The following is a 25,542-nucleotide window of genomic DNA, read 5'->3' as shown; positions in this document are numbered from 1 at the left end:
GCTCTGATGGAATGGCTCGTGCCGGTACTGATCGTTGTCGGAGTGATCCTGCTCGTCGGCATCTATCTGTGGGCCACGTACAACTCGCTGGTGCAGCTGAACGTCCGCGTCGATGAGGCGTGGAGCGGCATCACGGTGCAGCTGAAGCGACGAGCCGACCTCATCCCGAACCTCATCGAGACGGTGAAGGGCTACGCGTCCCACGAGAAGGCCGTCTTCGAGAACGTCACGCGTGCGCGTGCCGAGACCCTGTCGGCCGGAGGGCCGGGCGAGGCGGGCATTGCCGAGGGGCACCTGCAGCAGGCGTTGCGGAGCCTCTTCGCGGTCGCCGAGGCGTACCCGCAGTTGCAGGCGAGCACGAACTTCCTCCAGGTGCAGCAGGCACTGGTCGACACCGAGGACAAGGTGCAGGCGGCGCGCCGTTTCTACAACGGCGGCGTGCGCGAGCTGAACACCAAGATCAAGGTCTTCCCCAACAACCTGTTCGCCAAGGGACTGGGTTTCTCCGAGCGGGAGTTCTTCGAGGTCGCCGACAGCAGCGCGATCTCCGAACCGCCGCGCGTGCAGTTCTGACGCCGGTCGTTCACCACGCCGACAGCAGGAGTCCGTCGGCGGTGAACTGCAGGTCGCCGCGCACGCTCCAGGAGTCCGTCCGATAGGTGGTCGTGCGGGCTTCGCCGTTCTGAGCGATGCCGGTGATGGTGGCCACCAGCACTCCACCCTCTGCGGTGAAACCGGCGGGAGTCAACGCGATGACCGGTGCCGTGTCGATCCGGTAGCGGATGGCATCCACCTCGCGGAACTCGGTCCCCCAAGGGATGCGTATGCGGCATCCGTCGGGGACTTCTGCGCTCTCAGCGGTGCAGCTCTCGAGGAGCGTATCGAGCTGGGCCTGCGCGACCGCCGTCGCCTCCGGCCGCAGCACGACGTCGAGCGTCGTCGTTGTCTTCATCCCTGGCAGCACCCGCGCCGCGCTCTCGCCCTCGAGCAGTGTCTCCGGCGCGGCGGCGAGGGCGTAGGTCGCGGGGAGCAGCAGTGTAGCCGTCTCCGCCGGAACGGTCGCATCGCCGATCGCGACATCCGACCCGATCGTCGTTTCCACGGTCAGTGTGCCGAGTCCCGTCGCATCGACGCTCCAGCGGCCGTCGACGATGGCGATCGTCAACTGCGCGGTGTGCGTCTCGCCGTCGAGTCGGAAGGAGATCGGGACGAAGGCCGACGTGCCGTCGTCTTCGCGTCGGGCGGTCGTGACCTCGGAGTCTTCGATGAACGCGGTGGCGGCGGCGAAGGCGACCAGTGCGGTATCCGACACGTCGATGCCGGTGGCCGCCACGGCGTCGGCGTCACCGGACTCAAGCGCCTGGACATAGGCGAGCGCCGCGTCTTCCGGCGTGGAGGAGCGGTTCGTCGACGACCAGAGCCAGAGCCCCGCGGCCACGACGACGAGACCGGCGACGCCGCCGAGCAGCCACCAACGGGCCCTTCTCACGCCGGACTCTCTCGCGCGTGCACGTGACGACGCACGGAGGCACCGGTGCCTGCTCCGGCCGCCAGTGCCCCATGCAGTGCTTCGGTGGCGTCACCCCACCTCGACACCGAGACGTGATCCAGGCTCTGCCAGGCCGCTGCGAGTCGGAGCTCGGCAGCGATCTGCTCGGCATCGCCGGGGCGGGCCTGCGGTTCCCACCAGGCGGATTGCACCTGCAGCGTCGATGTCGCGCGGTCGGACTTGAGATCGACGCGCGCGACGATGCGGTCGCCCACGAGGACCGGCAAGGAGTAGTAGCCGAACCGCCGCTTCTCGGCCGGCACGTAGATCTCGATGCGGTAGTCGAGCTCGAACGCGCGGAGTGCGCGATCTCGAAACCACACCACCGGGTCGAACGGCGTCAGAATCGCCGCGGCGTCGACCTTGCGGGGCAGCACCGCAGCACGATGCCGCCAGGCGGCGAGTGGACGCCCGCCGCGTTCCCAGCCGCGCACCTGTACGGGCTCCAGTTCGCCGGCGTCGACGAGCTCTGCGATCGAGCGGGCGACGGCGGCCCGGTCGCGGATCCGGTAGTAGTCGGCCAGGTCGGACTGCGTCGCGACGCCGCTCGATCGGGCCGCGCGGCGGGTCAGCTCACGGATGGCGTCGGCGCGGGAGACCTCTTGCGAACGGATGGCGTCAGGGATCACGTGCTCGGCCAGCGCATACGTGCGCTCGAACCCGCGTCGCCCGCTGATGGCGACATCGCCGGTGCGCCACAGGTGTTCAAGGGCGAGCTTGACGTCGTCCCAGTCCCACCAGGTGCCGCGTTCCCTGGGAGCATCGGCACGGAGATCGGCGGGACGCAAGGGCCCGCGCGCACGCAGCTCGTCCTGGACCCACTGCAGCGTTCGTGCATTGCTCGACATCCAGGACTCTTCGCCCGCCCAGCGCCGGCGGAAATCGTCCATGCGGAAACGCCACAGCGGCCAGTCCTCGATCGGGATGAAGGTCGCCTCGTGAGCGAGGTACTCCACGTAATGGGTCGTGCGCGAGAGGAAGACGCGGTCGAGCAGGGCCGGTTCGTAGGCACCCAGCCGCGAGAACAACGGCAGGTAGTGGGATCGTGCGAACACGTTCACGGAGTCGATTTGCAGCACACCGAGACGATCCATCACCCGGTGCACGTGGCGCCCCGCGACCGATGCGGGCCGCGCGCGGGTGAAGCCCTGCGCGGCCAGAGCGATGCGGCGTGCCTGGGTCGGAGTGAGGGTGTCGGTCACACGGTCAGGGTATCGCCGAGCGCCGACATGGACCCTCCGGGGAAAGATGCGTTCGAGGGCATACGGCGTGACCGTAGACTTGGGCGATGAGTGAGGACCAGCGACCCCGACTGAGAGATCTGTTCCGTCCGCGCCCGGTCTCCACCGAGCGCACCGTGTCGACCGAGGCCGACGAGGCGGTACCGCTGCCTCTGCGCATCACGGCGGGCTATGCCTGGCGGCTGCTGCTGATCGCGGCGGCGATCGGCGTATTCATCTGGCTCGTGATGCTGCTCAAGCTCCTGGTCATCCCCCTCATGGTGGGCATCCTCATCACCGCGCTCCTGTGGCCGGCCTTCTCGTGGATGCTGCGGCGTGGTCTCCCGCGCTGGCTGGCGATCGCCATCTCGCTCATCGGGACGGCCGCCATCGTCACCGGGCTGATGTGGCTCGTCGTCTGGCAGGTGCGTGCTCAGCTGCCCGATGTGCAGCAGCGTTCGACCGAGGCCTTCGATCAGTTCCAGGTCTGGTTGCACGAGGGTCCGCTGAGCCTCTCCGACACGCAGATCGCGAACTACCTGCAGCAGGGTCTCGACTTCCTCAACGAGCAGGCGCAGGTGCTGTGGACCGGCGCCCTGGCGATCGGGACCACCGTCGGGCACGTCGCCACGGGTGCCGTGCTGTCGTTGTTCATCCTGATCTGTCTCCTCGCCGACGGCGCCGGCATCTGGCGGTGGACCCTCCGGATCTTCCCGCGCAAGGCTCAGCCGGCCGTCGACGGAGCGGCCCGCAACGGCTGGACCACGATCGTGAACTACGCGCGCACGCAGCTGTTCGTCGCGACGATCGACGCGATCGGCATCGGACTCGGGGCGTTCCTGTTGCAGGTGCCCCTCGCGCTCCCGGTCGCCGTCCTGGTGTTCCTCGGCTCGTTCATCCCGATCGTGGGTGCGGTCGTGACCGGCGCCGTCGCCGTGTTCCTGGCACTGGTGTACAACGGCCCCTGGATCGCGCTCTGGATGCTCCTGGTCGTGCTGGCCGTCCAGCAGATCGAAGGACACATCCTGCAGCCGATCATGATGGGCTCGGCGGTCAAGGTGCATCCGCTCGCCGTCGTCCTCGTCGTGGCAGGTGGAGCGATGATCGCCGGCATCCCCGGCGCACTGTTCGCGGTGCCGTTGGCGGCGTTCATCAACGTCGCAGCCGTGACCATCAGCTCGGGATCCTGGCGCACGGGCGTCGGGCCGAGCGGAGACCTTATCTGGAGCACAGTACCGCGCGAGCGGAGACGGAGGAATCGATGAGTGCAGTCCCCAGCCTGACCGAGTTCGAGCACGCTGCTCAGAGTCTGGCTGAGGTGATCTCGCACACGCCGACGCTGCCGTCGCGAGCGCTCTCCGACATCCTCGGCGCCCCGGTGCTGCTGAAGATGGAGAACCTCCAGCGCACGGGATCCTTCAAGATCCGCGGCGCGGCCTACCGGCTGTCGAAGCTGAGCGCCGAAGAGCGCTCGCGTGGCGTGGTCGCAGCCTCAGCCGGAAACCACGCGCAGGGAGTGGCCCTGGCGGCGCAGGCACTCGGCATCCCGGCGACGATCTTCATGCCTCTGGGCGTTCCGGTGCCGAAGCTGCTCGCCACGCGCGGCTACGGAGCGGAAGTCGTGCTGGAGGGGGAGACGGTGGCGACCTCGCTGCGTCTCGCCGCTGAGTTCTCCGAGCGCACGGGTGCGGTGCTGATCCATCCGTTCGATCACCGCGACATCGTGATCGGGCAGGGAACGCTCGGACTCGAACTCCTCGAGGACGCGCCCGACGTCGACACCGTCGTGCTCGGGATCGGCGGGGGCGGTCTGATCGCCGGCGTCGCGGCAGCCGTGAAGGCACGCGCCGCCGAGCTCGGCCGTACGGTCCGCATCATCGGTGTGCAGGCCGAGAACGCCGCCGCCGTTCCGCCGTCGCTCGAGGCAGGCGAGCCCGTCGACATCGTCACCCGACCGACCATCGCCGACGGCATCCTGGTCGCTCGTCCCGGTGCCGTCCCGTTCGACATCATCAAGGACCTCGTCGACGAGGTCGTCACGGTCTCCGACGACGACCTGGCACGGGCCATCCTCATCCTGCTGGAGCAGGCGAAGGTCGTGGTCGAGCCCGCCGGTGCCGCCGGTGTAGCGGCGATCCTGGCAGGCAAGGTGACGGGCAGCGGAACCACCATGGCCGTGTTGTCGGGCGGTAACATCGATCCGCTCCTGCTGCAGCGCGTGGTGTCGCACGGACTCGCCGCTTCCGGTCGCTACCTGACGATCCGCATCCCTCTGCCCGACCGCCCCGGTCAGCTGGCCCGCGTCTCCGAGCTCATCGCCGAGGCCGGCGCGAACGTGATCGAGGCCATGCACACCCGCCACGGTCATGGTCTGCAGATCAGCGACGTCATCCTCGAGCTCAGTGTCGAGACGCGCGGTCCCGAGCACTCCGAGCACACGCTCGACACCTTGCGTCGCGCCGGCTTCGAACCCATCCTCGTCCCCGATTGAGCACGACTGCGCATTCACACAGAAGCGCCCCCGCGTCCTGAGGATGCGGGGGCGCTTCTGTGTGGCGTCTCAGCCCGTGTACGTCTCGACGTTCACGATCTCCACGCTGATCTCGCGGCCGTTCGGGGCCTCGTACGACGACTTCTCGCCGACCTTGAGGCCGAGGATGGCCTGGCCGAGCGGGCTGGCTTCGCTGTAGACATCGAGGTCGCTGCCGGCGGCGATCTCGCGGCTGCCGAGCAGGAACACCTCTTCGCCGCCGGCGACGAGGGCGGTGACGACGGTGCCGGGCTCGACGATTCCGCGGCTGGCCGGAGCTTCGCCCACCTTGGCGGTCTTCAGCAGAGCCTCCAGCGTGCGGATGCGCGCCTCCTGCTTGCCCTGCTCGTCCTTCGCGGCGTGGTACCCGCCGTTCTCCTTGAGGTCGCCCTCTTCGCGGGCCGCCTCGATGCGCTTGGCGATCTCGTCGCGGCCGAAGGTGGACAGGTGCTCCAGCTCGGCGACGAGCCGGTCATACGCTTCCTGCGTGAGGAAGGGAACCTGAGCATCGGTGGACATGACGAAGCTCCTTCTTTCGGGATCCCTCCGGCATGCTGCGGGGGATATGCCAAGACGCCCCGGCACGGTGCCGGGGCGTCGTCTTGTCTGGCACGAGTCTAGGCGACCCAGCAGCTGTTCACCAAACCTGTGGTGGCCTCTGACACCGTGGGGATCGTGACGGAGCGCGCCTGCGAGTGGCTGTCTCCGGCCTCGATCTCGACGATCTTCCAGCCGACGACACCGAACTCCTCGTCGAGGGCCTCGACGGCGCACACCACGTCTTTGCCCTGCACTCCGGTGACCTGGAAGGTGATGTTCACGGAGTGCTCGTCGACGAGCTCGAAGCCCAGATCGTCCGCGTCGACGGACGCCATCGACTGGGCCACGGTCATCCAGCTGAAGGCGCCGATGATCAGCAGTGCGATCGCACCGCCGATGATCCACGGCGCGCGGCGTCGTCGGGTTCGGCCATAGCGTTCGTCGAGCTCTTGTGCGGTCGTCACGGGTGGGTCTTCCGGTCGTTAGGCTGGTGTTACCAGGTTATGCGACCTGCGTACGAAAGGCCGATTCATGTTCTCTCTGTCCGAGACCCCGATGCCGACGCCGAGCATGACCGTCGACCCGGTGTCGGTCACCCCGGGGTTCGTCGGTTTCGCCGCGATCGTCGTGGTCGTGATCGCGGTGATCCTGCTGATCTGGGACATGAACCGCCGCATCCGCCGCGTCCGGTACCGCGAAGAGGTGCGCGATGAGCTCGACGCCGAGGAAGCAGCGCGGGCCGAGGGCGATGCCGCCGCGGCTCCCGGAAAGGGCGCGCCGACCTCGGACGGCACCGCTGCCTCTGACACCGACGGCGATACGCCCGCGCGCTGACCTCGCGTCACGGTGCGCCCAGCGAGGGCGACAGCGGCGACAGGGCGATGAGCAGGCATGCGGTCCAGTGGCAGAGGAACGCGAGCACCGTGCACACGTGGAAGATCTCGTGGAATCCGAAGTGCCCGGGCCAGGGGTTCGGCTTCTTGAGCGCGTAGACGACCGCGCCTCCCGTGTACAGGAGCCCGCCGACGATCACCAGCACCATCATCGCGAAGTTCGCGTTCATGAGATCGAAAAGATACATCACGGCTGCCCATCCGAGCAGCAGGTAGAGCGCGACGTAGAGCCAGCGCGGGGCGTGGATCCAGAACACCCGGAAGAGGATGCCGACCAGCGTGCCTCCCCACACCAAGCTGAGCAGCAGCACGCCCTTCTCCGGCGGCAGCGCCAGCACCGCCAGCGGTGTGTAGGTACCGGCGATGAGCAGGAGGATGTTGGCGTGGTCGATGCGCTTGAGCAGCACCTTCACCTTCGGCCGCCAGTCGATGCGGTGGTACAGCGCCGAGTTGCCGAACAGCAGCAGTGACGTGAGCATGAACACGGCGGAGGCCCACTTCGCTGCGGCACCTTGGGAGACGACGATCAGCACCACGCCGGCGACCAGTGCCACCGGGAACGTGCCGGCATGGATCCATCCTCGCCAGGTCGGCTTGGTCTCGAGGGCGGCATCGACAGCCGCGGCTTCGAGCAGAGGCAGCTGAGGGACGTCGGGACCGGAGGGCTCGGGAGTACTCACACGCTCACTCTAAGCCGACCCGCATACCGTGCAGGGCACATATATCCCAGCTTCCGCACACGATGCCGCAGGCCCCGGCACGGTAGCGTAGGGAGGTGATGTCACGCGAGAGCCCGGGGCGAGGGCCGCTGTATCGGCTCTACACCAACAGGTTGCGCCGCCACCTCGATCCGGCCACGGTGCCGCATCATGTCGCGATGATGATCGACGGCAATCGCCGGTGGGCGCGTCAGCTCGGATTGGACACGCCCGCGGAGGGACACCGAGCAGGCGCTGCGAAGATGCGCGAGTTCCTCGGCTGGTGCGACGAGCTCGGCGTGCGCGTGGTGTCGCTCTATCTGCTCTCCAGCGACAACCTGAGAAAGCGCGACTCCGCGGAACTCGCCGACCTCATCGAGATCATCGCCGAACTCGCCGAGGCCCTGTCGCAGGAGGGGAACTGGCGGGTGAAGCACGTCGGACGCTCCGACATCCTCCCCGCAGAACTCGCACGGGTGCTCTCGGATGCGGAGAACCGCACCAAGGATCACACCGGACTGCACGTGAATCTCGCCGTCGGCTACGGCGGCCGCAATGAGATCGTCGACGCGGTGCGGAGCATCATCGCGAAGCATGAGGCCTCCGGTGGCACGCTGGAGGACCTCGCCGCCCACCTCACGCCCGAGATGATCGGCGAGCACCTCTACACGGGTGGGCAGCCCGATCCCGACCTCGTGATCCGCACGAGTGGGGAGCAGCGGCTCAGCGACTTCCTCTTGTGGCAGAGCGCGCACAGCGAGTTCTACTTCGTCGAGGCGTTGGGCCCCGACCTGCGTCAGGTGGACTTCCTCCGGGCGATCCGCGACTACGCCGACCGCGACAGGCGCTTCGGTCGCTGACCCGGCGACGGGCCCGCGCGGGCCCGTGCCACAATGACGAAGTGAGCACTTTCCAGGACTATGTCGACACCTTCGACAACGAGTCCGGCTACCTGAACTGGGCGGCCTTCGGCCCGCTGTCGCCCTCCGTACGCGAAGAGGTGTTCGCCGATGCCGACCTGCTCGGCAGCGGACGACCGTCCTCCCTCTCCCTGGTCGCCGAGCGCATCGGTCAGGCCCAGGAACTCGTCGCCGAGCTGCTGGGCGGCGACGCCGACGACGTCACCCTGCAGCCGTCATCGACCCACGGACTCATGCACGCGCTGTTCGGCCTGTCCGGCGCTGTGATCGCGAGCACCGCCGAGTTCCCCAGCGTGAGCCTGACCCTGGAGCGCGCGTCGACGGCGTCTGATCGTGCGATCATCCCGCGCTGGATCACCCCGGACGACGGACGCGTCACCGCTGATGCCGTCATCGAGGCGCTGGATGACGAGGTGGTCGCCCTCGCCGTGAGCCACGTCGACTTCCGCACCGGGTATCGCACCGACCTGGCGGCGCTTCGCGAGGCGATCGGTCCCGACCGCCTGCTCATCCTCGACGCCGTCCAATCGTTCGGCGTGATCGATGTCGACTACTCCGCGGCCGATGTGGTGGTCGGACACGGCTACAAGTGGCTGCGCGCAGGCCGGGGCAGTGCCTTCGCGTGGTTCTCACCCCGCGCCAGAGAGCGCATCTCGCCCGTCCTCTCCGGTATCACCGGCACCACGGCCACCGGCCTGTTCGTCGACGAGCTCCCGGCGCCAGCGCCCTCGGCTCGCGCCTTCACCGTGAGTCAACCGGATACCCTCGCCGCGGGACGACTCGCGATCGGCGTGCGGGATGTGCGCGATGCCGGTGTCGCCGCCATCGAGCAGCGCCTCGCGGAACACGTCGACACCGTGATCGAGATCGCCGACCGCCATGGGATCGAGGTGCGCTCCCCGCGTGATCGCGTCGAGCGCGCCGGCATCGTGGCGCTCGCCCCGGAGGAGCCCGCACGCCTCGCCGCGGCACTTGCCAACGCCGGTCTCGTCGTGACCGCACGGGGATCCTCGGTGCGGATCGCGCCCCACGCGGGCACGGATGCGGCGACGTTCGCGCTTCTCGATGAGGCCCTGCACGCGTTCGGCAACGAGACGTTCACCAGCGCTTAACGAATCGCTGGCGTGTCGAGTCCGCGTTAATCGCCCACGCGGTCGTACGTTCTAGGCATCGGGCAAGGCGCCCGTTCGAGTCGGCCTCAGGTTGACGACTCGTGACCCCCTGGTCGACTCGTTCGAATAGCCGGGATTACCCGGGTCGGGAGTGGGTCGTGACCACACGTACAGCGCAGCAGGCCACCAGCACCGCGCAGCAGTCCACCCGTAAGACGACGAGGCGAGCATCGTCCGCCGATCCGGATCAGGATCTGCGCACCTATGTCCTCGATACCTCGGTCCTGCTGAGCGATCCGCAGGCGTTCTTCCGGTTCGCCGAGCACTCGGTCGTCCTCCCCGTCGTCGTGATCACCGAGCTCGAGGGCAAACGGCACGATCCGGAGATCGGCTACTTCGCGCGGCAGGCCCTTCGACACCTCGATGACCTGCGCATCGAGCACGGACGCCTGGACTTCCCGGTCGAGGTCGGTGAGGGCGGCACGCTCCGGGTCGAACTCGCGAACACCGACTCGTCGGTGCTTCCGGCCGGCATCCGCCTCAGCGACAACGACACCCGCATCCTCTCGGTCGCGATGCACCTCGCGCAGGACGGTCAGGACGTCACGATCGTCTCGAAGGACCTGCCGATGCGTGTGAAGGCCGCCTCCCTGGGACTTCGCGCCGAGGAGTACCTCGCCGAGCAGGCGGTGGACTCCGGGTGGACCGGGATCTCGACGCTCGATCTCTCCGGCGACGACATCAGCGACCTCTACGAGAGCGAGGTCGGCATCAGCGAGCAGGCTCGCGGCCTTCCGGTGAACACCGGACTGATCATCCACTCCGAGCGCGGTTCTGCGCTTGGTCGGGTGAGCGGAGACGGCGAGTACCGACTGGTGCGTGGAGACCGCGACATCTTCGGGATGCACGGCCGTTCGGCGGAGCAGCGCATCGCGATCGACCTGTTGCTCGATCAGGAGGTCGGCATCGTCTCCCTCGGCGGACGCGCCGGCACCGGCAAGTCGGCGCTCGCGCTCTGCGCAGGACTCGAAGCGGTTCTGGAGCGGCAGCAGCAGAAGAAGATCATCGTGTTCCGACCGTTGTTCGCGGTCGGCGGGCAGGAGCTCGGCTACCTCCCCGGTGACCAGGGCGAGAAGATGGGCCCCTGGGGGCAGGCGGTGTTCGACACGCTCGGCTCGGTGGTCTCGGGCAACGTGATCGAGGAGGTGATCGAGCGTGGGTTGCTCGAGGTGCTCCCGCTGACCCACATCCGTGGGCGCTCCCTGCACGACGCGTTCGTGATCGTCGACGAGGCCCAGTCGCTCGAGCGCAACGTGCTGCTGACGGTGCTGAGCCGCATGGGGCAGAACTCGCGCGTGATCCTTACACACGACGTCGGCCAACGCGACAACCTCCGCGTCGGCCGTCACGACGGGATCGCCAGCGTGATCGAGACGCTGAAGGGACACGAGCTCTTCGGCCACGTGACCCTGACCCGCTCCGAACGGTCGGCGATCGCCGCGCTCGTCACCGAGCTCTTGGAGGGTGGAGAGCTCAGCTGACGGCGTGAAACAGCGGATGCCGCGAGGAACGAGTCCTCGCGGCATCCGCTGTTTCGTGGGGGACTCAGCCCGGGTGCGTCATCGACAGCAGGTCGAGCTTCTCGTCGAGCTGCTCGAGGGTGAGGTCGCCGCGCTCGACGTAGCCGAGGTCGATCACGGCGTCGCGCACCGTGATGCCCTTGGCGACCGAGTGCTTGGCGATCTTCGCCGCAGCCTCGTAGCCGATGAGCTTGTTCAGCGGCGTCACGATGGACGGGCTCATGCCCGCGAATGCGGCGGCGCGCTCGACGTTGGCCTGCAGACCGTCGATCGTCTTGTCAGCGAGCACGCGCGAGGCGTTCGAGAGCAGACGGATCGACTCGAGCACGGCCGTGCCCATGACCGGGATGGCGACGTTCAGCTCGAAGGAGCCGGATGCGCCGGCCCAGGCGACCGTCGCGTCGTTGCCGATCACGCGTGCGCACACCATCAGCACGGCCTCGGGAACGACCGGGTTGACCTTGCCCGGCATGATCGAGGAACCAGGCTGCAGGTCGGGGATGTGCAGCTCGCCGAGACCCGTGTTGGGGCCGGAGCCCATCCAGCGCAGGTCGTTGTTGATCTTGGTCAGCGAGACCGCGATCGTGCGCAGCGCGCCGGAGGCCTCGACCAGTCCGTCGCGGTTGGCCTGCGCCTCGAAGTGGTCCTTGGCCTCGGTGATGGGAAGCTCGGTCTCTGCCGCGAGCAGCGCGATGACCTTCTGCGGGAAGCCGAGCGGGGTGTTGATGCCGGTGCCGACTGCGGTGCCGCCCAGCGGGACCTCGGCGACGCGGGGGAGAGCGGACTGCACGCGCTCGATGCCCAGACGGATCTGACGGGCGTAGCCACCGAACTCCTGGCCCAGGGTCACCGGGGTGGCATCCATCAGGTGGGTGCGGCCGGACTTGACGGCGTTCTTCCACAGCTCGGCCTTCGCCTCGAGGGCGACGGCGAGGTGGTCGAGCGCGGGGATGAGCGTGTCGATGAGGGCCTGGGTGACCGCGATGTGCACCGAGGTCGGGAACACGTCGTTCGACGACTGCGAGGCGTTCACGTGGTCGTTGGGGTGAACGGTCGCACCGAGGATGCGCGTCGCGAGCGTCGCCAGCACCTCGTTCATGTTCATGTTCGACGAGGTGCCGGAGCCGGTCTGGTAGGTGTCGACCGGGAACTCGCCGTCGTGGTCTCCGGAGGCGACCTGGTCTGCGGCCTGGGCGATCGCATCGGCGATGGCACCGTCGAGAGTGCCGAGCTCCTTGTTGGCCAGTGCCGCGGCCTTCTTGATGCGGGCCAGGGCAGCGATCTGGGTCGATTCCAGTCCCTTGCCCGAGATCGGGAAGTTCTCCACGGCGCGCTGGGTCTGCGCTCCGTAGAGCGCGTTCACGGGCACCCGCACCTCACCCATGGTGTCGTGCTCGATGCGGTAGTCCTGCTCGGTCATTCCGAACCCTCCTTGGTTGCGGGGTCAGTTCCCTCGGTGGTGACGCCGTCGGCGTCGATTCCGACCGTGATCACGGGCACCGCGGTGCCCTCGGCCAGACGATAGTTGGCGCCGACGATGCCCAGGCGACCCGCGGACACGGCGTCGCTGATGATCTCGGACGACTGCAGCAGATCACTCACGGTGTTGCGCAGATGCTCGATGCCGACCAGTTCCGAGTCGATCTCGGCGACGGTGGTCCCGCCGCTCTCGGCCAGCACCTTGCGCGCGGCGGGAACGATGGGGGCGATCAGCTTCCAGATGTGCGGGGGCAGGGGAGCGGCATCGATCGCGGTGCCGTCGATCGCCGCACGCACGGCGCCGCAGGAGTCATGGGCGAGCACGACGATCAGCGGCACTTCGAGCACCGCGACGGCATACTCCAGGCTCGCGACGATCGACTCGCCGATCACCTGTCCGGCGTTGCGCACCACGAACAGGTCGCCGAGGCCGAGGTCGAAGATGATCTCGGCGGCGAGGCGCGAGTCCGAGCATCCGAACAGCGTGGCGACCGGATGCTGTGCTGCCGTCAGATCCTTGCGGCGGGCGACGTCTTGATTCGGGTGCCGGGGTTCGTCCTGCACGAAACGGCGGTTGCCGTCCTGCATCTGCTTCCAGGCAGCGGTGGGGGTCAACGGGTGCGTCATGGGGCCTCCGAGATGATGCGGATCTGCGGAATGAGGGACTCGGCGAGTTCGGCGGTCGAATCGGCCGAGCGCGAGCCGTAGAGGAGGATGTAGTCGTCGCCGGCCTGCGTGCCGATGGCATACGTCACGTTCGCGTTCGATTCAGCGCTTCCGGGCTTGTACACGTCCCAGTCGAGGCCGCCGATGCGCACGGTGTCGGTCGGCGCGATGCCGTTCAGACGCTGCGGAGCCCAGGAGGAATCGGCGTCGAACGCCTGGGCCACCTTGATGAACCCGCGCTCCGTGTCGGACTTCGGGGCCAGGGTGACCTCCCACACCACGGTGGCCCCACCCTGCATCTCGGCGCCGTTCGCACGCCAGAAGTCGCCGAGCTCGGGGATGAGCACGGGGCGATCCATCGACGACTCCACGCCCTCGGCGACGGCGGCGACATCCAGTGGCTTCTGCTCGACCGGCGTGCCGCGAGGGACGGCGAAGATGATGACGGCGACCACGGCGACCGTGACCAGGAGCGCCGCCACGAGGTTTCTCACCGTCTGGCTCGACCGGTAGGCCTTGCTGAACGCGGCCTTGCGGGCGGCGGTCTCTTCCGGAGTCTCGGGGCGGCCGAGCTCGGCGATGATCGGGGGCTGCTTGCTCACGAGTCTCCTGCCGGCGTCTCGACATCGGATGCCGCGGCACGAGCGGCGTCGAGGCGGCGCTTGGCGCCCAGCAGCCACTCTTCGCAACGGGCGGCGAGGGCCTCACCGCGTTCCCAGAGGGCGAGCGAGTTCTCGAGGGTCGGGGATCCCTGTTCGAGTTCGGCGACGACCTTGACGAGCTCGTCTCGAGCCGCCTCGAACGACAGCGTGTCCACAGGGGTGTCGTTCAGGGCGCTCACTCCTCCATCTTACGTCGTGCGCCGCGGGTGTCCGGCTCAGGCGTCTTCCGCGATCTCGCCCTCCGAGCGGGCGGTCAGCGAGCCCCGGTCGAGGGTGATCGTGAGCGTGCTTCCGGCCGGCGCATCGGCGGCGTCGCGCAGGATCACGCCCCCATCGAGGTGGGCGATCGCGTAGCCACGAGCCAGGGTCGCGGCGGGCGAGAGCGCGCGGAGAGATGCCCGAAGCTCTCCGGTGCGGCGCCCGGCGTCGTCGAGCTGTCGGTTCACGGTGTCACGGCCGCGTCCGAGCAGCAGCCAGATCTCCTGGGCGCGGGCGTCGATGATCGGTGCGGGCGAACGCAGCACCGGGCGGGAGCGGAGCTGCTCCAGTTGAGCGATGTCGTGTGTGAGGCGCTGCGTGAGCCTCGTGGTCGCGCGGGACCGCAGCTGCGCGATGAGCGCCCGCTGCTCACCGACATCGGGGACGACGCGCTTGGCGGCATCGGTCGGCGTCGAAGCGCGCAGATCGGCCACATCGTCGAGCAGCGGATGGTCGTTCTCGTGCCCGATAGCGCTCACGACGGGCGTGGAGGCCGCTGCGACCGCGCGCACGAGCCGCTCATCGCTGAAGCCGAGGAGCGTCTGCGGGTCTCCGCCGCCGCGGGCGATGATGATCACATCGACCTCGGGGTCGGCGTCGAGCCGGGCGAGGGCGGCGAGCGTGTCGGGAACGCAGCGGTCGCCCTGCACGGCGGCGTACTCGGTGCGGAAGCGCACCTGCGGCCAGCGCAGCTCGGCGTTGCGGTGCACATCCTTCTCGGCGTCCGAGCGCTCGCCCGTGATCAGGCCGATCACATGCGGCAGGAAGGGCAGGCGCTTCTTGCGCGAAGAGTCGAACAGGCCTTCCTGTCGCAGCTGCGCGCGCAGCTTCTCGAGGCGCTCGAGCTGGTCGCCCAGCCCGACGTGCTTCATCGCGGAGACAGCGAAGCTGAAATCGCCGGCCTTGACGAAGTAGTCGGCCTTGACCGCGGCGACCACATGATCGCCGATGCCGATGTCGGAGGGGATGCGCCCGCGCACGCTCGACCACACTCGGATGGAGATCTGCGCGTCGGAGCGGGTGTCCTTCAGCCGCGCGAACACGTTGCCGGCGCGCACATTCCAGGAGGTGATCTCTCCCTCGACCCAGACGGTGTTCCACCGTGCGATGAAGTCGCGGATGGTGGCGTTCAGCCGGGTGACCGAGGTGGGGGCGTCGGCCGTCGAGTCGCGGGGTGCGACGGAATCGGCCGGTGGCGTCTCGCCCCGGCCCGTGGTCGCTTCGAAGACTGTCATCCGCTCCCGTTCCCGCTCCCGCGTCTCCCCGGCCTCGCACAGCTGCGCGGCGGTAGAATTCAAGGGTGACTTCGACTGCCGTTCATCTCCCCGTGCCCCGCCTTCCACGAGTGCGTGCGGCGGCCGGGCGGCTTCAGGATAACCCGGTGGCCGGACACAAGCGGGTTCTGCTCGCCGCACCGCGCGGATACTGCGCGGGTGTGGACCGTGCCGTGGTGGCCGTGGAGAAGGCCCTCGAGCGCTACGGCGCCCCGGTCTACGTGCGCAAGCAGATCGTGCACAACATCCACGTGGTGACCGAGCTCGAGGAGAAGGGCGCCATCTTCGTCGAAGAGGTCGATGAGGTCCCTGAGGGGGCCCACGTCGTCTTCAGCGCCCACGGTGTCTCGCCGGCGGTCGTGAACGCGGCATCCGATCGAGGACTCCACGCGATCGATGCGACTTGCCCCCTCGTCACCAAGGTGCACCGCGAGGCCGTGCGCTTCGCACGCGACGATTTCGAGATCCTGCTCATCGGCCACGAGGGCCACGAAGAGGTCGAGGGGACGGCAGGGGAAGCCCCGGAGCACGTCACCGTCGTGAACTCTCCCGAGGAAGCCGACACCGTCGTGGTGAAGGACCCGAACAAGGTCGTCTGGCTCTCGCAGACCACCCTCTCGGTCGACGAGACGATGGAGACGGTCAACCGTCTGCGCATGCGATTCCCCGAACTCCAGAATCCGCCGTCCGATGACATCTGCTACGCGACGCAGAACCGTCAAGTCGCGATCAAGAAGGTCGCCGCCGGAGCAGACCTGGTGATCGTCGTCGGCTCATCGAACTCGTCCAACAGCGTGCGCCTCGTCGAGGTCGCCCTCGAGTACGGGGCGAAGGCCGCCTATCGCGTGGACTACGCAGAAGAGATCCAGCAGGAGTGGCTCGACGGGGTCGAGACCGTCGGTGTGACCAGCGGGGCATCCGTGCCCGAAGTGCTGGTGCGCGAGGTGCTCGATGCGATCGGCGACGCCGGCTACCGCGACATCGAAGAAGTGAAGACGGCAGAGGAAGACCTCATGTTCTCCCTGCCCAAGGAACTGCGTCAAGATGCTGCGGGTCAGCGCGACGCGCGGGCCCTCGGTGGTCGCGCGTCCGGAGGAGGCGCTTAGCGGTGAGCGCCGCGGAGGCGGAGCCCACCCTCATCGGGTCGGTGCAACGCGCTCTGCGGCTGGTCGACATCGTCGCCAATTCACCTCGGCCGCTTCCTCCCAAGATGCTCGCGGCCATCACCGGTCTGACCCCCGGTACCACCTACAACCTGGTGCGCACGCTCGTGCATGAGGGATACCTCTCCTCGGAACCGGACGGTGTCGTGCTGGGCACTCGGTTTCCGTCGTTCCAGCAGCAGATCAGCTCGCGGGGAGTGTTCCTCGCCCGCGTGCGCGCAGCGCTGCGGGAGGTGACCGAAGACGTCGGAGCCACGGCGTATCTCTCCCGCTTCGATGACGGGGAGATGCACATGGTCGACATCGTCGACGCTGTCCGCAATCCCCGGATAGAGCTGTGGGTGGGGCTGCAGTCCAGCGCTCATGCGACCGCGCTGGGCAAGCAGATCCTCGCCGAACTCCCGGAAGCGGATCGCCTGGACTACCTCTCGCGGCATCGTCTGCCGGAGCTCACACCGCGCACCATCACCGATCGCAGGGCATTGCTGACGCAGCTGGAGCGCTCTCCGGGGTGGACGATCGATCAGCAGGAATACGCGATCGGCGCCACCTGCGTCGCTGTGCCGGTCATCGCCCCCGGGGTCATCGCCTCGCTGGCGATCTCGTTGCCGGCCGATGGTGCCGTGGTCGATCGCACGCTCGTCTCGACGCTCCAGCGCACTGCACGCCGTCTCTCTCTGCAGCTCGGGGCCAACGTGCTGGAGGAGGGTTCCTCCGGAGCCGAGTTCACTATCTGAAGGAGGGCCCCTGGCGCGTCGGCACGCGTTTTCCTACTATGGGAACAGTGGCGGCATACGTGAACGTCACCGATCGCCTCTAGCGTCCCCAGCGCTGGCGGTCAATCTGGATGAGGAGCGTCCCCACGCTCCACGTCCGCGGCCCCGAGAAGTCCCCACTTCTCCGGGGCCGCTATCGTTTGTGCCCCACAGGGAGCGGTCGCCCGCTGTGAACCGGCCCGAGGTTGTGCCGTTAGCATGGCGGGATGAGCGACCAGCGGCCCCAGTACGGCGAACTCGCGACCCCCGAGGAACAGCGACGAGCCGCCGGCCTGCCCCCGCTCGACGAGGTCGTGATCGCACCGCCCTCGGCGCCACTGCCGCCCGCGGTTCAGGCCGGGAACCCGGTGAACGAGTCTTCGACGAAGCGGTCGCATCCTGTCGATCGCTTCGCGACGATCGTGATGCTCGCCTACGGACTGATCAACGTCGTCATCACCGGCCTGTCCTACCTGGACCTGCCGAGCGTCATGAACCAGACCATGAAGGTCGTCGGCATCGAGGGGGAGTTCACGAACTTCGCGCAGGCGAAGACCTGGGGGATGATCGCCGCGATCGTCCTCGTCGTCGGATGGTCGATCACCGCTGCGCTCTCGATCCGACGCCTGCGTCGTGGCCGCCTCACCTGGTGGCTCCCGATCGTCGGAGCGATCGTCACCATCGGCGTGGTCTCCGTCTGCATCGCGGTGCCGATGATGAGTGACCCTGCCTTCGTCGCCCACCTCGAGCAGATGACGACTCCCTGACCTCAGCCGGTCGGCGTCGACGCACGTCGGCCCATCGGGACGCAGAAGGGGCCCGGCAGGAATGCCGGGCCCCTTCTGCTGTCTCGTTCGCGGATCAGCTCTGGGACTGTCCGTACGAGCCGAGCTGACGGGTCGACTCGACCACGCGGGCGGCCATCGCCGACTCGGCGATCTTGCCCCAGGCGCGCGGGTCGTACTGCTTCTTGTTGCCGACCTCGCCATCCACCTTCAGCACGCCGTCGTAGTTCTTGAACATGTAGTCGGCGATCGCACGCGTGTAGGCGTACTGCGTGTCGGTGTCGATGTTCATCTTGATGACACCGTTGGCGACCGCGAGGGCGATCTCCTCATCTGTCGAGCCGGAGCCGCCGTGGAACACCAGGTCGAGCGGCTTGGCGCCGGTGTTGTACTTCGCCGCGACCTCGGCCTGGATCTCGCCGAGCAGCTCAGGGCGCAGCTTGACGCCACCGGGCTTGTACACGCCGTGCACGTTGCCGAAGGTCAGGGCGGCGATGTAGCGGCCCTGCTCGCCGAGACCCAGCGCCTGAACCGCCTGGTCGACATCGGCGAAGGTCGTGTAGAGGGCCTCGTTCGAGCCCTCGTGCTGCACGCCGTCCTCTTCGCCGCCGACGACGCCGATCTCGACCTCGAGGATGGCGTTGATGTTCTTCATGCGGGGGAGCAGGTCCTTGGCGATCTCGATGTTCTCCGCGAGGGGAACAGCGGAGCCGTCCCACATGTGGGACTGGAAGATCGGGTTGCGGCCGGCCTTGACTTCTTCCTCGGAGGCGGCGATCAGCGGCTCGACGAAACCGGCCAGCGCGTCCTTCGGGCAGTGGTCGGTGTGCAGCGCGACGGTGATCGGGTAGTTCTTCGCGACCTCGGTGGCGAAGCGCGCGAACGCGAGCGCGCCCGCGGCGCGAGCCTTCACCGTGTGGCCGGCGAAGTAGTCGGCGCCACCCGTGGTGACCTGGATGATGCCGTCGGAGCCGGCCTCGGTCAGCCCCTGGAGGACGGAGTTGATCGTCTGCGAGCTGGAGACGTTGAATGCGGGGTACGCGAAGCCGCCGGCCTTCGCGCGGTCGAGCATTTCGGCGTACTGATCCGGGGTGGCGACGGGCATGAGAACTCCTGCGATAGGGGAAGCCGGGACAGCTGCCACTCTATCGGGGCGCGCACGCTGATACCGCAGCCCAGATCTCCGCCGAGCACGATGGCTTCTGCCTGGCTGTTAAGAAACCGGATTCCTTCGTCGGATTCGGGCCGAAAGGCGGCGGATTCGGACGAGATGGTGGCTAGGCTGACCGCATGGTGAGTCTGACAGCGGATCTGAGCCCTCTTCGTCCCGACCGTAACCTCGCGATGGAGCTGGTGCGTGCGACGGAGGCCGCGGCCATCCGTGCGGTCCCCTTCATCGGTCGCGGAGCCAAGGAGGCAGCGGACGGCGCCGCCGTCGACGCGATGCGCGCGTTCCTCGGCACGGTCGACTTCCAGGGGCGAGTGGTCATCGGCGAGGGCGAGAAGGACAACGCCCCGATGCTCTTCAACGGCGAGGTCGTCGGCACGGGCCGTGGACCGCTGTGCGACATCGCGGTCGATCCCATCGACGGCACCTCGCTCACCGCAGCCGGTCGTCAGAACGCACTCTCGGTGATCGCCGTCTCCGACCGTGGCACCATGCTCGATGCCTCGACCGTCTTCTACATGGACAAGCTCGTCACCGGCCCGGCAGGCGTCGGCGTCGTCGACATCCGTCTTCCCATCGGCGAGAACATCCGCAAGCTCGCCGGCGCGCTCGACAAGCCTGTCGACGAGATCGTCGTCTCGGTGCTGAACCGTCCGCGTCACGAGCAGCTCATCCAGGAGATCCGCGATGCGGGTGCCGGCACGCGTCTCATGAGCGACGGTGACGTCGCCGGTGGCATCAACGCCGCCCGTCACGATGCTCGCACCGATATGTGCGTCGGCGTCGGCGGCAGCCCTGAGGGCATCGTCACGGCGTGCGCGATCAAGGCTCTCGGCGGACACATCCAGGGACGCCTCTGGCCGCGCGATGACGATGAGCGCCAGCGCGGCATCGATGCCGGTCTCGATATGGACAAGGTCTACGAGGCCGATGATCTGGTGCAGGGCAACAACACGATCTTCGTCGCCACCGGCGTCACCGACGGCCAGCTCGTCGCCGGTGTCCGTCGTGAACGCGGCTACGTCTACACCGAGAGCGTCGTGCTCCGAGGAGCCTCCGGAACGCTTCGTCGCATCGCTTCGGAGCACCTCGTCTCGAAGTGGCTCTGATCCTTCGCTCGTCCTCTGACACGTGATCATCGCCGGCGACATCGGCGGCATCGTTATCGAGCCGGTACCGCCTCACAGCCACTCGATCCACGGTTCTCTGGGGTGCCGTGTCACAATTGTCACTGGGTTTGTCGCCGTCGACGGAGCCGCCAGGCACCGCAGGCACAGGAGGGCGAACAGATGACAACGCAGCACACGAGCGGTTCGAAGGCCGCCCCGACGAAGATCATCACGACCAACACGGGGCGCATCCTCCGGGTGAGCGCAGATGCGGAATCCGTTCCGACGCCCCCGGTCACGACGCCACCGGCCGCGATGGTCGATCCGGCTCGTCGCGCCGACGTCCTCTTCCGCGTCCGCCGCGATGAAGGGCACGAGATCAGCTCCTGGTGGATGATCGGAGCGTTCCTGGCCACCAGCGGACTCGTCATCCTGCTGCTCAGCGGCGTTCCTGGCATCGCCTGATCCGTCGTCGCTGAACGCCCGCGGAGTTACCGCATCACCGGTTGATGCTCTGCCGAAGGTGTCACCCTTCGTCGAGTCGAAGCCGCACGTCGCCCACATCGGCGCGGACGGCCTCGGGCTGGACGGCCTCTGCGGGATCGAGTGGGTCGATATGAGCAGACTCGCCGTCTGAGAGAGCTTCCCGCGCCGCGGTCGAGTCTGCAGCGAGCAGCTCCGGTGCGGTGAATCGCCGGCCTGTGCTCGCCGTCGTCGGGGCGGCTGTCGCGAGCGCTGACGCGTCGACGCCGGGGAACTGACGAGCGGTGACGAGCACACGGGTCTCGAGCGATCCGGCGAACCGGTTGTAGCTGTCGACAGTGCGCTCCAGCGCTCGACGCAGATCGTCGGCGTGCCCGGCGAGCGTTCCCAGCCGGTCGTAGAGCTGCGTGCCGAGCGCGAGCAGGGTGCGCGCCTCGGTCGAGACCTCCTGCTGCGTCCAGGTGAAGGCCACGGTCTTCAGCACAGCCCAGAGGTTGACGGGGGAGGCGAGCGCCACTCGGCGACTGAACGCATAGTCGAGGAGGGTCGGGTCTTCATCGATGGCTGCGGCCAGCAGCGATTCGCTCGGCAGGAAGCAGATCACGAACTCCGGGCTCGCATCGAGGCCCGCCCAGTAGGCCTTCTTCGCCAGCGCGTCGATGTGCGCGCGGACCGCCTTGACGTGCTTCTGCATGAGTGTGCGGCGCTGCGGCTCCTGCGCGTCGCCGCCGGGAAGAGCGGAGGCCTCGAGATAGGCGTCGAGAGGAACCTTGGCATCGACGGCGATCGAGCTGCCGCCGGCGAGGCGGATCACCATGTCGGGGCGTCCCTGACCACGGTCGGAGGAGATCGTCGCCTGCAGATCGAAGTCGATGTGCCGGGTGAGTCCCGCGGCTTCGACGACGCGGCGCAGCTGAGTCTCACCCCAGACGCCGCGCGTGGCGGTGGAACGCAGAGCCCCGGCGAGCGACTCGGTCGTCGCGCGCAGAGCCTCATCGGACTCCTGGGCCTGGCGCAGCTGCTCTTCGAGAGTGCCGAACTGCGCGTGCCGTTCCCGCTCGATGGCGGTGACCTTGGTCTGCATCTGCTGCAGACTCTCGCGAACCGGAGCGAGCGCTGTCAGCACGGCGTTCTGCTGCTGGACGCGCTGCGCCTCCGCCCGCTGCTCGTTGCGCGCATGCTCGACGGCATCGCGGTACAGATCGTACTGGCGGTCGCGATCGTCTCGTGCGGCCGCCAGCTCGGCCTGAGCGCGCGCGAGATCGGCGGCACCGCGTCCGGCTCGCAGGAACCAGCCCATAGCGACACCCGCCGCGAGGGCGACGAGGAGAAGAACGACAGCCAGAGCATCCATGTGTTCATGATGCGGCCGGCATCCGACATTCTCCGGTCGCCGCGCACGGATGCCGCGTGACGAGTCAGACGCGACGAGGCAGGTCAGGCGACGGCGCGCTCCAGAGCGGGTGCGGCCGGAGCGACCGGCGCGGTGACACGCAGGCTCAGAGCATCGGCGAGGGCGAAGACATCGGCCGCACCTGCTCGTGCCGCCGCATCGATGACGATCTGCGCGCAGGCGCGGGCATCGGCGAGCGCATCATGGTGCGAGAACTCCTCGAACCCGGCGGCGGCCGCGGCGATCGGCAGGCGATACGAATCGAGCGTGTAGGTCTTGCGGGCGACCTGCAGGCTGCACAGCGAGCGGTAGGGCGGGCAGAGCTGCCCCGTCGCTTCGGAGGCGCGGCGCAGCACGTTCAGGTCGAAGCCCGCGTTGTGCGCGACGAGCACGTCGGCTCCGGCGAAGGCGCACAGGCGGTCGAACTGGTCGACCCAGGTCGCGGCCGAGAGCACGTCCTCGGGCTGGATGCCGTGAATGCGCACGTTCCATTCCTGGAACTCGTCGTGTCCCGGCGGCGGCTGGATCAGCCATCCGGTGGTGGCGACGACTTCTCCGCCGCGCACACGGACGAGTCCGACCGAGCACGCGGAGGCCGGGCTGGAGTTCGCGGTCTCGAAGTCGATCGCAGTGAAGTCCAGTGGCACATCCCCACTTTCCCCCGGGTGCCCGAAGAGGGGTCGCAGACTCGCCGTATGCTGGCGACATGGCTGAGGACATGGCGACGTCGTTCGGAGCGCAGGCCGGAGACTACGAGGCCGGAAGGCCGGAGTACCCCTTCGACGCGGTGGCCTGGATGCTCGAGCGGATGCCGGCGGATTCTCGCCGTGTCGCCGATGTCGGCGCGGGAACGGGCAAGCTCACCCGGGTGCTGACCCAGGCCCCTGACGCCGAGGTGGTCGCTGTCGACCCTGATCCCGAGATGCTCGCGGCCCTTCGCGGCGCCGTGCCGGGTGTGCCGACCTTCGTCGGGTCGGCGGAGCGGCTGCCTCTTCCGGATGCGAGTGTCGATGCCGTCGTGCTGGGCCAGGCCTGGCACTGGGTCGATCCCGTCGCGGGCTCGACCGAGATCGGTCGTGCGGTGCGCAGCGGGGGAGTGCTCGGCCTCATCTGGAACATCCGCGACGATCGTGTCGAGTGGGTGCGCAGGCTCACCGAGGTCATGCACGGCAGCCACGCCGAGATCATGCTCGCCGAGGGCGATCCGGTCGTCACCGCGCCGTTCGGACCGCTCGACCAGGAGCGCTGGGAATGGGTCCGACCCGTCACCCGCGATGTGCTGCATCGGATGGCGGCGTCGCGCAGCTACATCATCACCGCTGCCGATGGGGAGAAGACACGCATCCGCCGCGAGCTCGACGCTCTCTTCGACGAGCTCGACCTGCACGGCGACGCGACCATCGACCTCCCGTACGTGACCAGGGCGTATCGCGCCGTCCGCGACTGACGCGCAGCCTTCCGCAGGATCGCGGGGCTCCGGCCAGGTAGACTCGTGCCCCGTGGCTCTCACTATCGGCATCGTCGGCCTGCCCAACGTCGGCAAGTCCACCCTCTTCAACGCACTCACCAAGAACGACGTGCTCGCGGCGAACTATCCGTTCGCGACGATCGAGCCCAACGTCGGGGTGGTGAACCTGCCCGACCCGCGCCTCGAGAAGCTCGCGGAGATCTTCGGCAGCGAGCGGATCCTCCCCGCGGCAGTGTCGTTCGTCGACATCGCCGGCATCGTGCGCGGTGCGAGCGAGGGTGAGGGTCTCGGCAACAAGTTCCTCGCGAACATCCGTGAGGCCGACGCCATCGCACAGGTCGTGCGCGGTTTCGCCGACGACGACGTCGTGCACGTCGACGGCACGGTCAACCCGGCCTCCGACATGGAGACGATCAACGCCGAGCTCATGCTCGCCGATCTCGAGACCGTCGACAAGGCGATCACCCGGTACGAGAAGGAAGTGCGCGGCAAGAAGATCGAGCCCGTCGTGCTCGAGACCGCGAATGCGGCGAAGGATGCGCTGGAGCGCGGCGTGCTGCTGTCGGTCGCCGGTATCGACCTGACGCCGATCCGGGAACTGGGTCTGCTCACCGCGAAGCCCGTCATCTTCGTCTTCAACGTCGACGAGGCCGTGCTGACCGACGACGCGCGCAAGGCGGAGCTCGCAGCCCTCGTCGCCCCGGCGAAGGCCATCTTCTTCGACGCGAAGATCGAATCCGAGCTCATCGACCTCGACCCGGAGGATGCGGCGGAACTGCTCGCCTCGACCGGCCAGGACGAGTCCGGCCTCGACCAGCTCGCCCGCATCGGCTTCGACACCCTGGGCCTGCAGACGTACCTCACGGCCGGCCCGAAGGAAGCTCGCGCCTGGACGATCCCCAAGGGCTCGAAAGCGCCTCAGGCCGCCGGTGTCATCCACACCGACTTCGAGAAGGGCTTCATCAAAGCCGAGATCGTCTCGTTCGAGGATCTGGTCGAGACAGGCTCCGTCGTCGAGGCCCGCGCCAAGGGCAAGGCGCGCCTCGAGGGCAAGGATTACGTCATGCAGGACGGCGACGTCGTGGAGTTCCGCTTCAACAACTGAACGCTCTGGTGGCTCGCCGACTCGCAGCGTCTATATTGTTTCCGCAGTGATCGATTGCGGACGGAACGCATGTACGAGGAACGTCATCCCGACTCGCGGGTGTTGGAGTGTGTGTGGCAGGCGCAGGCGACGCGAGATGAGCGGTACCTCGTCCCGGCCGTCGAGTACTGGGATCTGTGGTTCGCCCGCGAGCCCGATGGCGTGATGCTCGCCGGCCTGACCGGTCCGACCCTGGGGCACCGCTGGATCCGCTCGACGGTCGGCGAGCACAGCTGGGGCATCCAGCTGAAGGCTCACGCGGTGCTTCCCGGAGTGAGCAAGATGCTCCTGCGCGGCGGCGAGCAGCGCCTCGTCGTCCAAGCGGGGAAGGTCACAATCGGCCGGCATACACTGCCGTTCCCGGAGTTCGAGGACCTCGAGAGCTTCACCGATCGTCTTCTTGAGCTCGACGTGCTGCGCGATGACGAGCACGTCAGGCGGATGCTCTCCGGCGATGACGCGGGCTACTCGGAAAGACACCGTCAGCGTCGGGTCCGTGCCGTGACAGGGATCACGCGCAAGCAGATCGAGCAGTTGTCGCGAGCACGTGAAGCGTTCGCCCTGTTGTTGCAGGGCGTCCCGCCGACGGAATGCGCTGCGCGCTGCGGTTTCGCCGACCAGGCTCACCTGACTCGTTCGCTGAGGGCCTTCCACGGCCAGACGCCGGCCCAGGTGCTGTCAGGTCGATGATGG

28 protein-coding genes are annotated in these 25,542 nt (G+C 68.0%); 15 read left to right on the top strand and 13 right to left on the bottom strand.

The genetic code is table 11. The features are described from left to right. The first annotated feature begins 6 nt into the window (after positions 1-6). Positions 7-573, top strand: a complete 567-nt coding sequence (locus D514_RS23430; RefSeq protein ID WP_017828718.1) for a LemA family protein — start codon at positions 7-9, stop codon at positions 571-573. A 10-nt stretch (positions 574-583) separates the two neighbouring features. On the opposite strand, the gene D514_RS23425 is transcribed toward D514_RS23430, so the two are convergent. Both D514_RS23425 and D514_RS23420 read right to left on the bottom strand, forming a co-directional pair. Continuing rightward, positions 584-1,489, bottom strand: a complete 906-nt coding sequence (locus D514_RS23425; RefSeq protein WP_017828717.1) for a hypothetical protein — start codon at positions 1,487-1,489, stop codon at positions 584-586. Further along, positions 1,486-2,751, bottom strand: a complete 1,266-nt coding sequence (locus D514_RS23420; RefSeq protein ID WP_017828716.1) for a winged helix-turn-helix domain-containing protein — start codon at positions 2,749-2,751, stop codon at positions 1,486-1,488. The genes D514_RS23425 and D514_RS23420 overlap by 4 nt, the downstream gene beginning before the upstream one ends. An 86-nt stretch (positions 2,752-2,837) precedes the next feature. Between D514_RS23420 and D514_RS23415 the strand changes: the two genes are divergently transcribed. After that, on the top strand, positions 2,838-4,034 hold the full coding sequence (locus tag D514_RS23415; protein ID WP_017828715.1) for an AI-2E family transporter: 1,197 nt from the start codon (positions 2,838-2,840) through the stop codon (positions 4,032-4,034). Then, positions 4,031-5,260 (top strand): threonine ammonia-lyase, encoded by a 1,230-nt coding sequence (gene ilvA / locus D514_RS23410; protein ID WP_017828714.1) that lies wholly within the window; start codon positions 4,031-4,033, stop codon positions 5,258-5,260. Before D514_RS23415 ends, ilvA begins: the two co-directional genes overlap by 4 nt. A 69-nt stretch (positions 5,261-5,329) precedes the next feature. On the opposite strand, the gene greA is transcribed toward ilvA, so the two are convergent. Next, positions 5,330-5,818, bottom strand: coding sequence for a transcription elongation factor GreA (gene greA / locus D514_RS23405; RefSeq protein ID WP_017828713.1), 489 nt, complete (start codon positions 5,816-5,818; stop codon positions 5,330-5,332). Positions 5,819-5,916: 98 nt separating this feature from the next. After that, positions 5,917-6,303: a DUF4307 domain-containing protein gene (locus tag D514_RS23400; protein WP_017828712.1), complete on the bottom strand. Its 387-nt coding sequence runs from the start codon at positions 6,301-6,303 to the stop codon at positions 5,917-5,919. Positions 6,304-6,370: 67 nt separating this feature from the next. Here D514_RS23400 and D514_RS23395 point away from each other — a divergent pair, with 67 nt between their 5' ends. Next, entirely contained in the window at positions 6,371-6,673 is a 303-nt protein-coding gene (locus D514_RS23395; protein ID WP_017828711.1) for a hypothetical protein, read from the top strand. Between the two features lie 7 nt (positions 6,674-6,680). On the opposite strand, the gene D514_RS23390 is transcribed toward D514_RS23395, so the two are convergent. Continuing rightward, positions 6,681-7,412, bottom strand: a complete 732-nt coding sequence (locus tag D514_RS23390) for a hemolysin III family protein (RefSeq protein ID WP_017828710.1) — start codon at positions 7,410-7,412, stop codon at positions 6,681-6,683. Positions 7,413-7,510: 98 nt separating this feature from the next. Between D514_RS23390 and D514_RS23385 the strand changes: the two genes are divergently transcribed. The 3 genes from D514_RS23385 to D514_RS23375 all read left to right on the top strand — a co-directional run bounded on the left by D514_RS23385 (position 7,511) and on the right by D514_RS23375 (position 11,003). Beyond that, positions 7,511-8,290, top strand: coding sequence for an isoprenyl transferase (locus D514_RS23385; RefSeq protein ID WP_017828709.1), 780 nt, complete (start codon positions 7,511-7,513; stop codon positions 8,288-8,290). 41 nt (positions 8,291-8,331) lie between these two features. After that, the gene (locus D514_RS23380; protein ID WP_017828708.1) at positions 8,332-9,462 is read left to right on the top strand and encodes an aminotransferase class V-fold PLP-dependent enzyme; all 1,131 of its coding nucleotides are present in this window, start codon (positions 8,332-8,334) and stop codon (positions 9,460-9,462) included. A gap of 254 nt (positions 9,463-9,716) precedes the next feature. Next, complete coding sequence (locus D514_RS23375) at positions 9,717-11,003, top strand: PhoH family protein (protein WP_236610943.1); 1,287 nt, start codon at positions 9,717-9,719, stop codon at positions 11,001-11,003. Between the two features lie 64 nt (positions 11,004-11,067). On the opposite strand, the gene D514_RS23370 is transcribed toward D514_RS23375, so the two are convergent. The 5 genes from D514_RS23370 to xseA are packed head-to-tail and all read right to left on the bottom strand — an operon-like array spanning position 11,068 to position 15,342. Further along, a complete protein-coding gene (locus D514_RS23370) occupies positions 11,068-12,462 on the bottom strand; it encodes an aspartate ammonia-lyase (RefSeq protein WP_017828706.1) in 1,395 nt (464 codons plus the stop codon). Next, a complete protein-coding gene (locus D514_RS23365) occupies positions 12,459-13,148 on the bottom strand; it encodes a carbonic anhydrase (protein ID WP_017828705.1) in 690 nt (229 codons plus the stop codon). Before D514_RS23365 ends, D514_RS23370 begins: the two co-directional genes overlap by 4 nt. After that, positions 13,145-13,789 (bottom strand): DUF4245 family protein, encoded by a 645-nt coding sequence (locus D514_RS23360; RefSeq protein WP_017828704.1) that lies wholly within the window; start codon positions 13,787-13,789, stop codon positions 13,145-13,147. Before D514_RS23360 ends, D514_RS23365 begins: the two co-directional genes overlap by 4 nt. Then, complete coding sequence (locus D514_RS23355) at positions 13,786-14,028, bottom strand: exodeoxyribonuclease VII small subunit (protein WP_017828703.1); 243 nt, start codon at positions 14,026-14,028, stop codon at positions 13,786-13,788. Before D514_RS23355 ends, D514_RS23360 begins: the two co-directional genes overlap by 4 nt. 36 nt (positions 14,029-14,064) lie before the next feature. Next, positions 14,065-15,342 carry an exodeoxyribonuclease VII large subunit gene (gene xseA / locus D514_RS23350; RefSeq protein ID WP_017828702.1) on the bottom strand — a complete coding sequence of 426 codons (1,278 nt, stop codon included), beginning with the start codon at positions 15,340-15,342 and terminating at the stop codon, positions 14,065-14,067. Between the two features lie 65 nt (positions 15,343-15,407). Here xseA and D514_RS23345 point away from each other — a divergent pair, with 65 nt between their 5' ends. From D514_RS23345 to D514_RS23335, 3 genes are all read left to right on the top strand, one after another. Then, positions 15,408-16,487, top strand: coding sequence for a 4-hydroxy-3-methylbut-2-enyl diphosphate reductase (locus tag D514_RS23345; protein ID WP_186004808.1), 1,080 nt, complete (start codon positions 15,408-15,410; stop codon positions 16,485-16,487). A 2-nt stretch (positions 16,488-16,489) separates the two neighbouring features. Beyond that, positions 16,490-17,281 (top strand): IclR family transcriptional regulator, encoded by a 792-nt coding sequence (locus D514_RS23340; RefSeq protein WP_017828700.1) that lies wholly within the window; start codon positions 16,490-16,492, stop codon positions 17,279-17,281. A gap of 245 nt (positions 17,282-17,526) precedes the next feature. Further along, the gene (locus tag D514_RS23335) at positions 17,527-18,066 is read left to right on the top strand and encodes a DUF6264 family protein (protein WP_017828699.1); all 540 of its coding nucleotides are present in this window, start codon (positions 17,527-17,529) and stop codon (positions 18,064-18,066) included. A 94-nt stretch (positions 18,067-18,160) separates the two neighbouring features. Here the strand turns inward: D514_RS23335 and fbaA are convergent, their stop codons facing one another. Further along, positions 18,161-19,189, bottom strand: coding sequence for a class II fructose-bisphosphate aldolase (gene fbaA / locus D514_RS23330; RefSeq protein WP_017828698.1), 1,029 nt, complete (start codon positions 19,187-19,189; stop codon positions 18,161-18,163). A 185-nt stretch (positions 19,190-19,374) separates the two neighbouring features. Between fbaA and glpX the strand changes: the two genes are divergently transcribed. Beyond that, a complete protein-coding gene (glpX, locus tag D514_RS23325; RefSeq protein ID WP_017828697.1) occupies positions 19,375-20,361 on the top strand; it encodes a class II fructose-bisphosphatase in 987 nt (328 codons plus the stop codon). 180 nt (positions 20,362-20,541) lie between these two features. Beyond that, positions 20,542-20,826 carry a hypothetical protein gene (locus tag D514_RS23320; protein ID WP_017828696.1) on the top strand — a complete coding sequence of 95 codons (285 nt, stop codon included), beginning with the start codon at positions 20,542-20,544 and terminating at the stop codon, positions 20,824-20,826. Positions 20,827-20,887: 61 nt separating this feature from the next. On the opposite strand, the gene D514_RS23315 is transcribed toward D514_RS23320, so the two are convergent. Further along, positions 20,888-22,198, bottom strand: a complete 1,311-nt coding sequence (locus D514_RS23315) for a DNA recombination protein RmuC (protein WP_017828695.1) — start codon at positions 22,196-22,198, stop codon at positions 20,888-20,890. Positions 22,199-22,281: 83 nt separating this feature from the next. Further along, positions 22,282-22,884 (bottom strand): 3'-5' exonuclease, encoded by a 603-nt coding sequence (locus D514_RS23310; RefSeq protein WP_017828694.1) that lies wholly within the window; start codon positions 22,882-22,884, stop codon positions 22,282-22,284. A gap of 59 nt (positions 22,885-22,943) precedes the next feature. Here D514_RS23310 and D514_RS23305 point away from each other — a divergent pair, with 59 nt between their 5' ends. From D514_RS23305 to D514_RS23295, 3 genes are all read left to right on the top strand, one after another. Continuing rightward, complete coding sequence (locus tag D514_RS23305) at positions 22,944-23,684, top strand: class I SAM-dependent methyltransferase (RefSeq protein WP_017828693.1); 741 nt, start codon at positions 22,944-22,946, stop codon at positions 23,682-23,684. Between the two features lie 52 nt (positions 23,685-23,736). Beyond that, positions 23,737-24,810: a redox-regulated ATPase YchF gene (ychF, locus tag D514_RS23300; RefSeq protein ID WP_017828692.1), complete on the top strand. Its 1,074-nt coding sequence runs from the start codon at positions 23,737-23,739 to the stop codon at positions 24,808-24,810. Between the two features lie 69 nt (positions 24,811-24,879). After that, positions 24,880-25,539, top strand: coding sequence for a helix-turn-helix domain-containing protein (locus D514_RS23295; RefSeq protein ID WP_017828691.1), 660 nt, complete (start codon positions 24,880-24,882; stop codon positions 25,537-25,539). Positions 25,540-25,542 lie beyond the last annotated feature (3 nt).

Origin of the sequence: Microbacterium sp. UCD-TDU, assembly GCF_000340625.1 — a bacterium.
GTDB lineage: Bacteria > Actinomycetota > Actinomycetes > Actinomycetales > Microbacteriaceae > Microbacterium > Microbacterium maritypicum.
This window is presented reverse-complemented; position numbering and strand designations above follow the sequence as displayed.

What these genes read in the sequence shown, in the direction of transcription:
- D514_RS23430 (WP_017828718.1), top strand. Translation starts at nt 7, where the DNA reads ATGGAATGGCTCGTGCCGGTACTGATCGTTGTCGGAGTGATCCTGCTC.
- D514_RS23415 (WP_017828715.1), top strand. Translation starts at nt 2,838, where the DNA reads ATGAGTGAGGACCAGCGACCCCGACTGAGAGATCTGTTCCGTCCGCGC.
- ilvA (WP_017828714.1), top strand. Translation starts at nt 4,031, where the DNA reads ATGAGTGCAGTCCCCAGCCTGACCGAGTTCGAGCACGCTGCTCAGAGT.
- greA (WP_017828713.1), bottom strand. Translation starts at nt 5,818, where the DNA reads ATGTCCACCGATGCTCAGGTTCCCTTCCTCACGCAGGAAGCGTATGAC.
- D514_RS23395 (WP_017828711.1), top strand. Translation starts at nt 6,371, where the DNA reads ATGTTCTCTCTGTCCGAGACCCCGATGCCGACGCCGAGCATGACCGTC.
- D514_RS23385 (WP_017828709.1), top strand. Translation starts at nt 7,511, where the DNA reads ATGTCACGCGAGAGCCCGGGGCGAGGGCCGCTGTATCGGCTCTACACC.
- D514_RS23370 (WP_017828706.1), bottom strand. Translation starts at nt 12,462, where the DNA reads ATGACCGAGCAGGACTACCGCATCGAGCACGACACCATGGGTGAGGTG.
- D514_RS23365 (WP_017828705.1), bottom strand. Translation starts at nt 13,148, where the DNA reads ATGACGCACCCGTTGACCCCCACCGCTGCCTGGAAGCAGATGCAGGAC.
- xseA (WP_017828702.1), bottom strand. Translation starts at nt 15,342, where the DNA reads ATGACAGTCTTCGAAGCGACCACGGGCCGGGGCGAGACGCCACCGGCC.
- D514_RS23335 (WP_017828699.1), top strand. Translation starts at nt 17,527, where the DNA reads ATGAGCGACCAGCGGCCCCAGTACGGCGAACTCGCGACCCCCGAGGAA.
- fbaA (WP_017828698.1), bottom strand. Translation starts at nt 19,189, where the DNA reads ATGCCCGTCGCCACCCCGGATCAGTACGCCGAAATGCTCGACCGCGCG.
- glpX (WP_017828697.1), top strand. Translation starts at nt 19,375, where the DNA reads ATGGTGAGTCTGACAGCGGATCTGAGCCCTCTTCGTCCCGACCGTAAC.
- D514_RS23320 (WP_017828696.1), top strand. Translation starts at nt 20,542, where the DNA reads ATGACAACGCAGCACACGAGCGGTTCGAAGGCCGCCCCGACGAAGATC.
- D514_RS23315 (WP_017828695.1), bottom strand. Translation starts at nt 22,198, where the DNA reads ATGGATGCTCTGGCTGTCGTTCTTCTCCTCGTCGCCCTCGCGGCGGGT.
- D514_RS23305 (WP_017828693.1), top strand. Translation starts at nt 22,944, where the DNA reads ATGGCTGAGGACATGGCGACGTCGTTCGGAGCGCAGGCCGGAGACTAC.
- D514_RS23295 (WP_017828691.1), top strand. Translation starts at nt 24,880, where the DNA reads ATGTACGAGGAACGTCATCCCGACTCGCGGGTGTTGGAGTGTGTGTGG.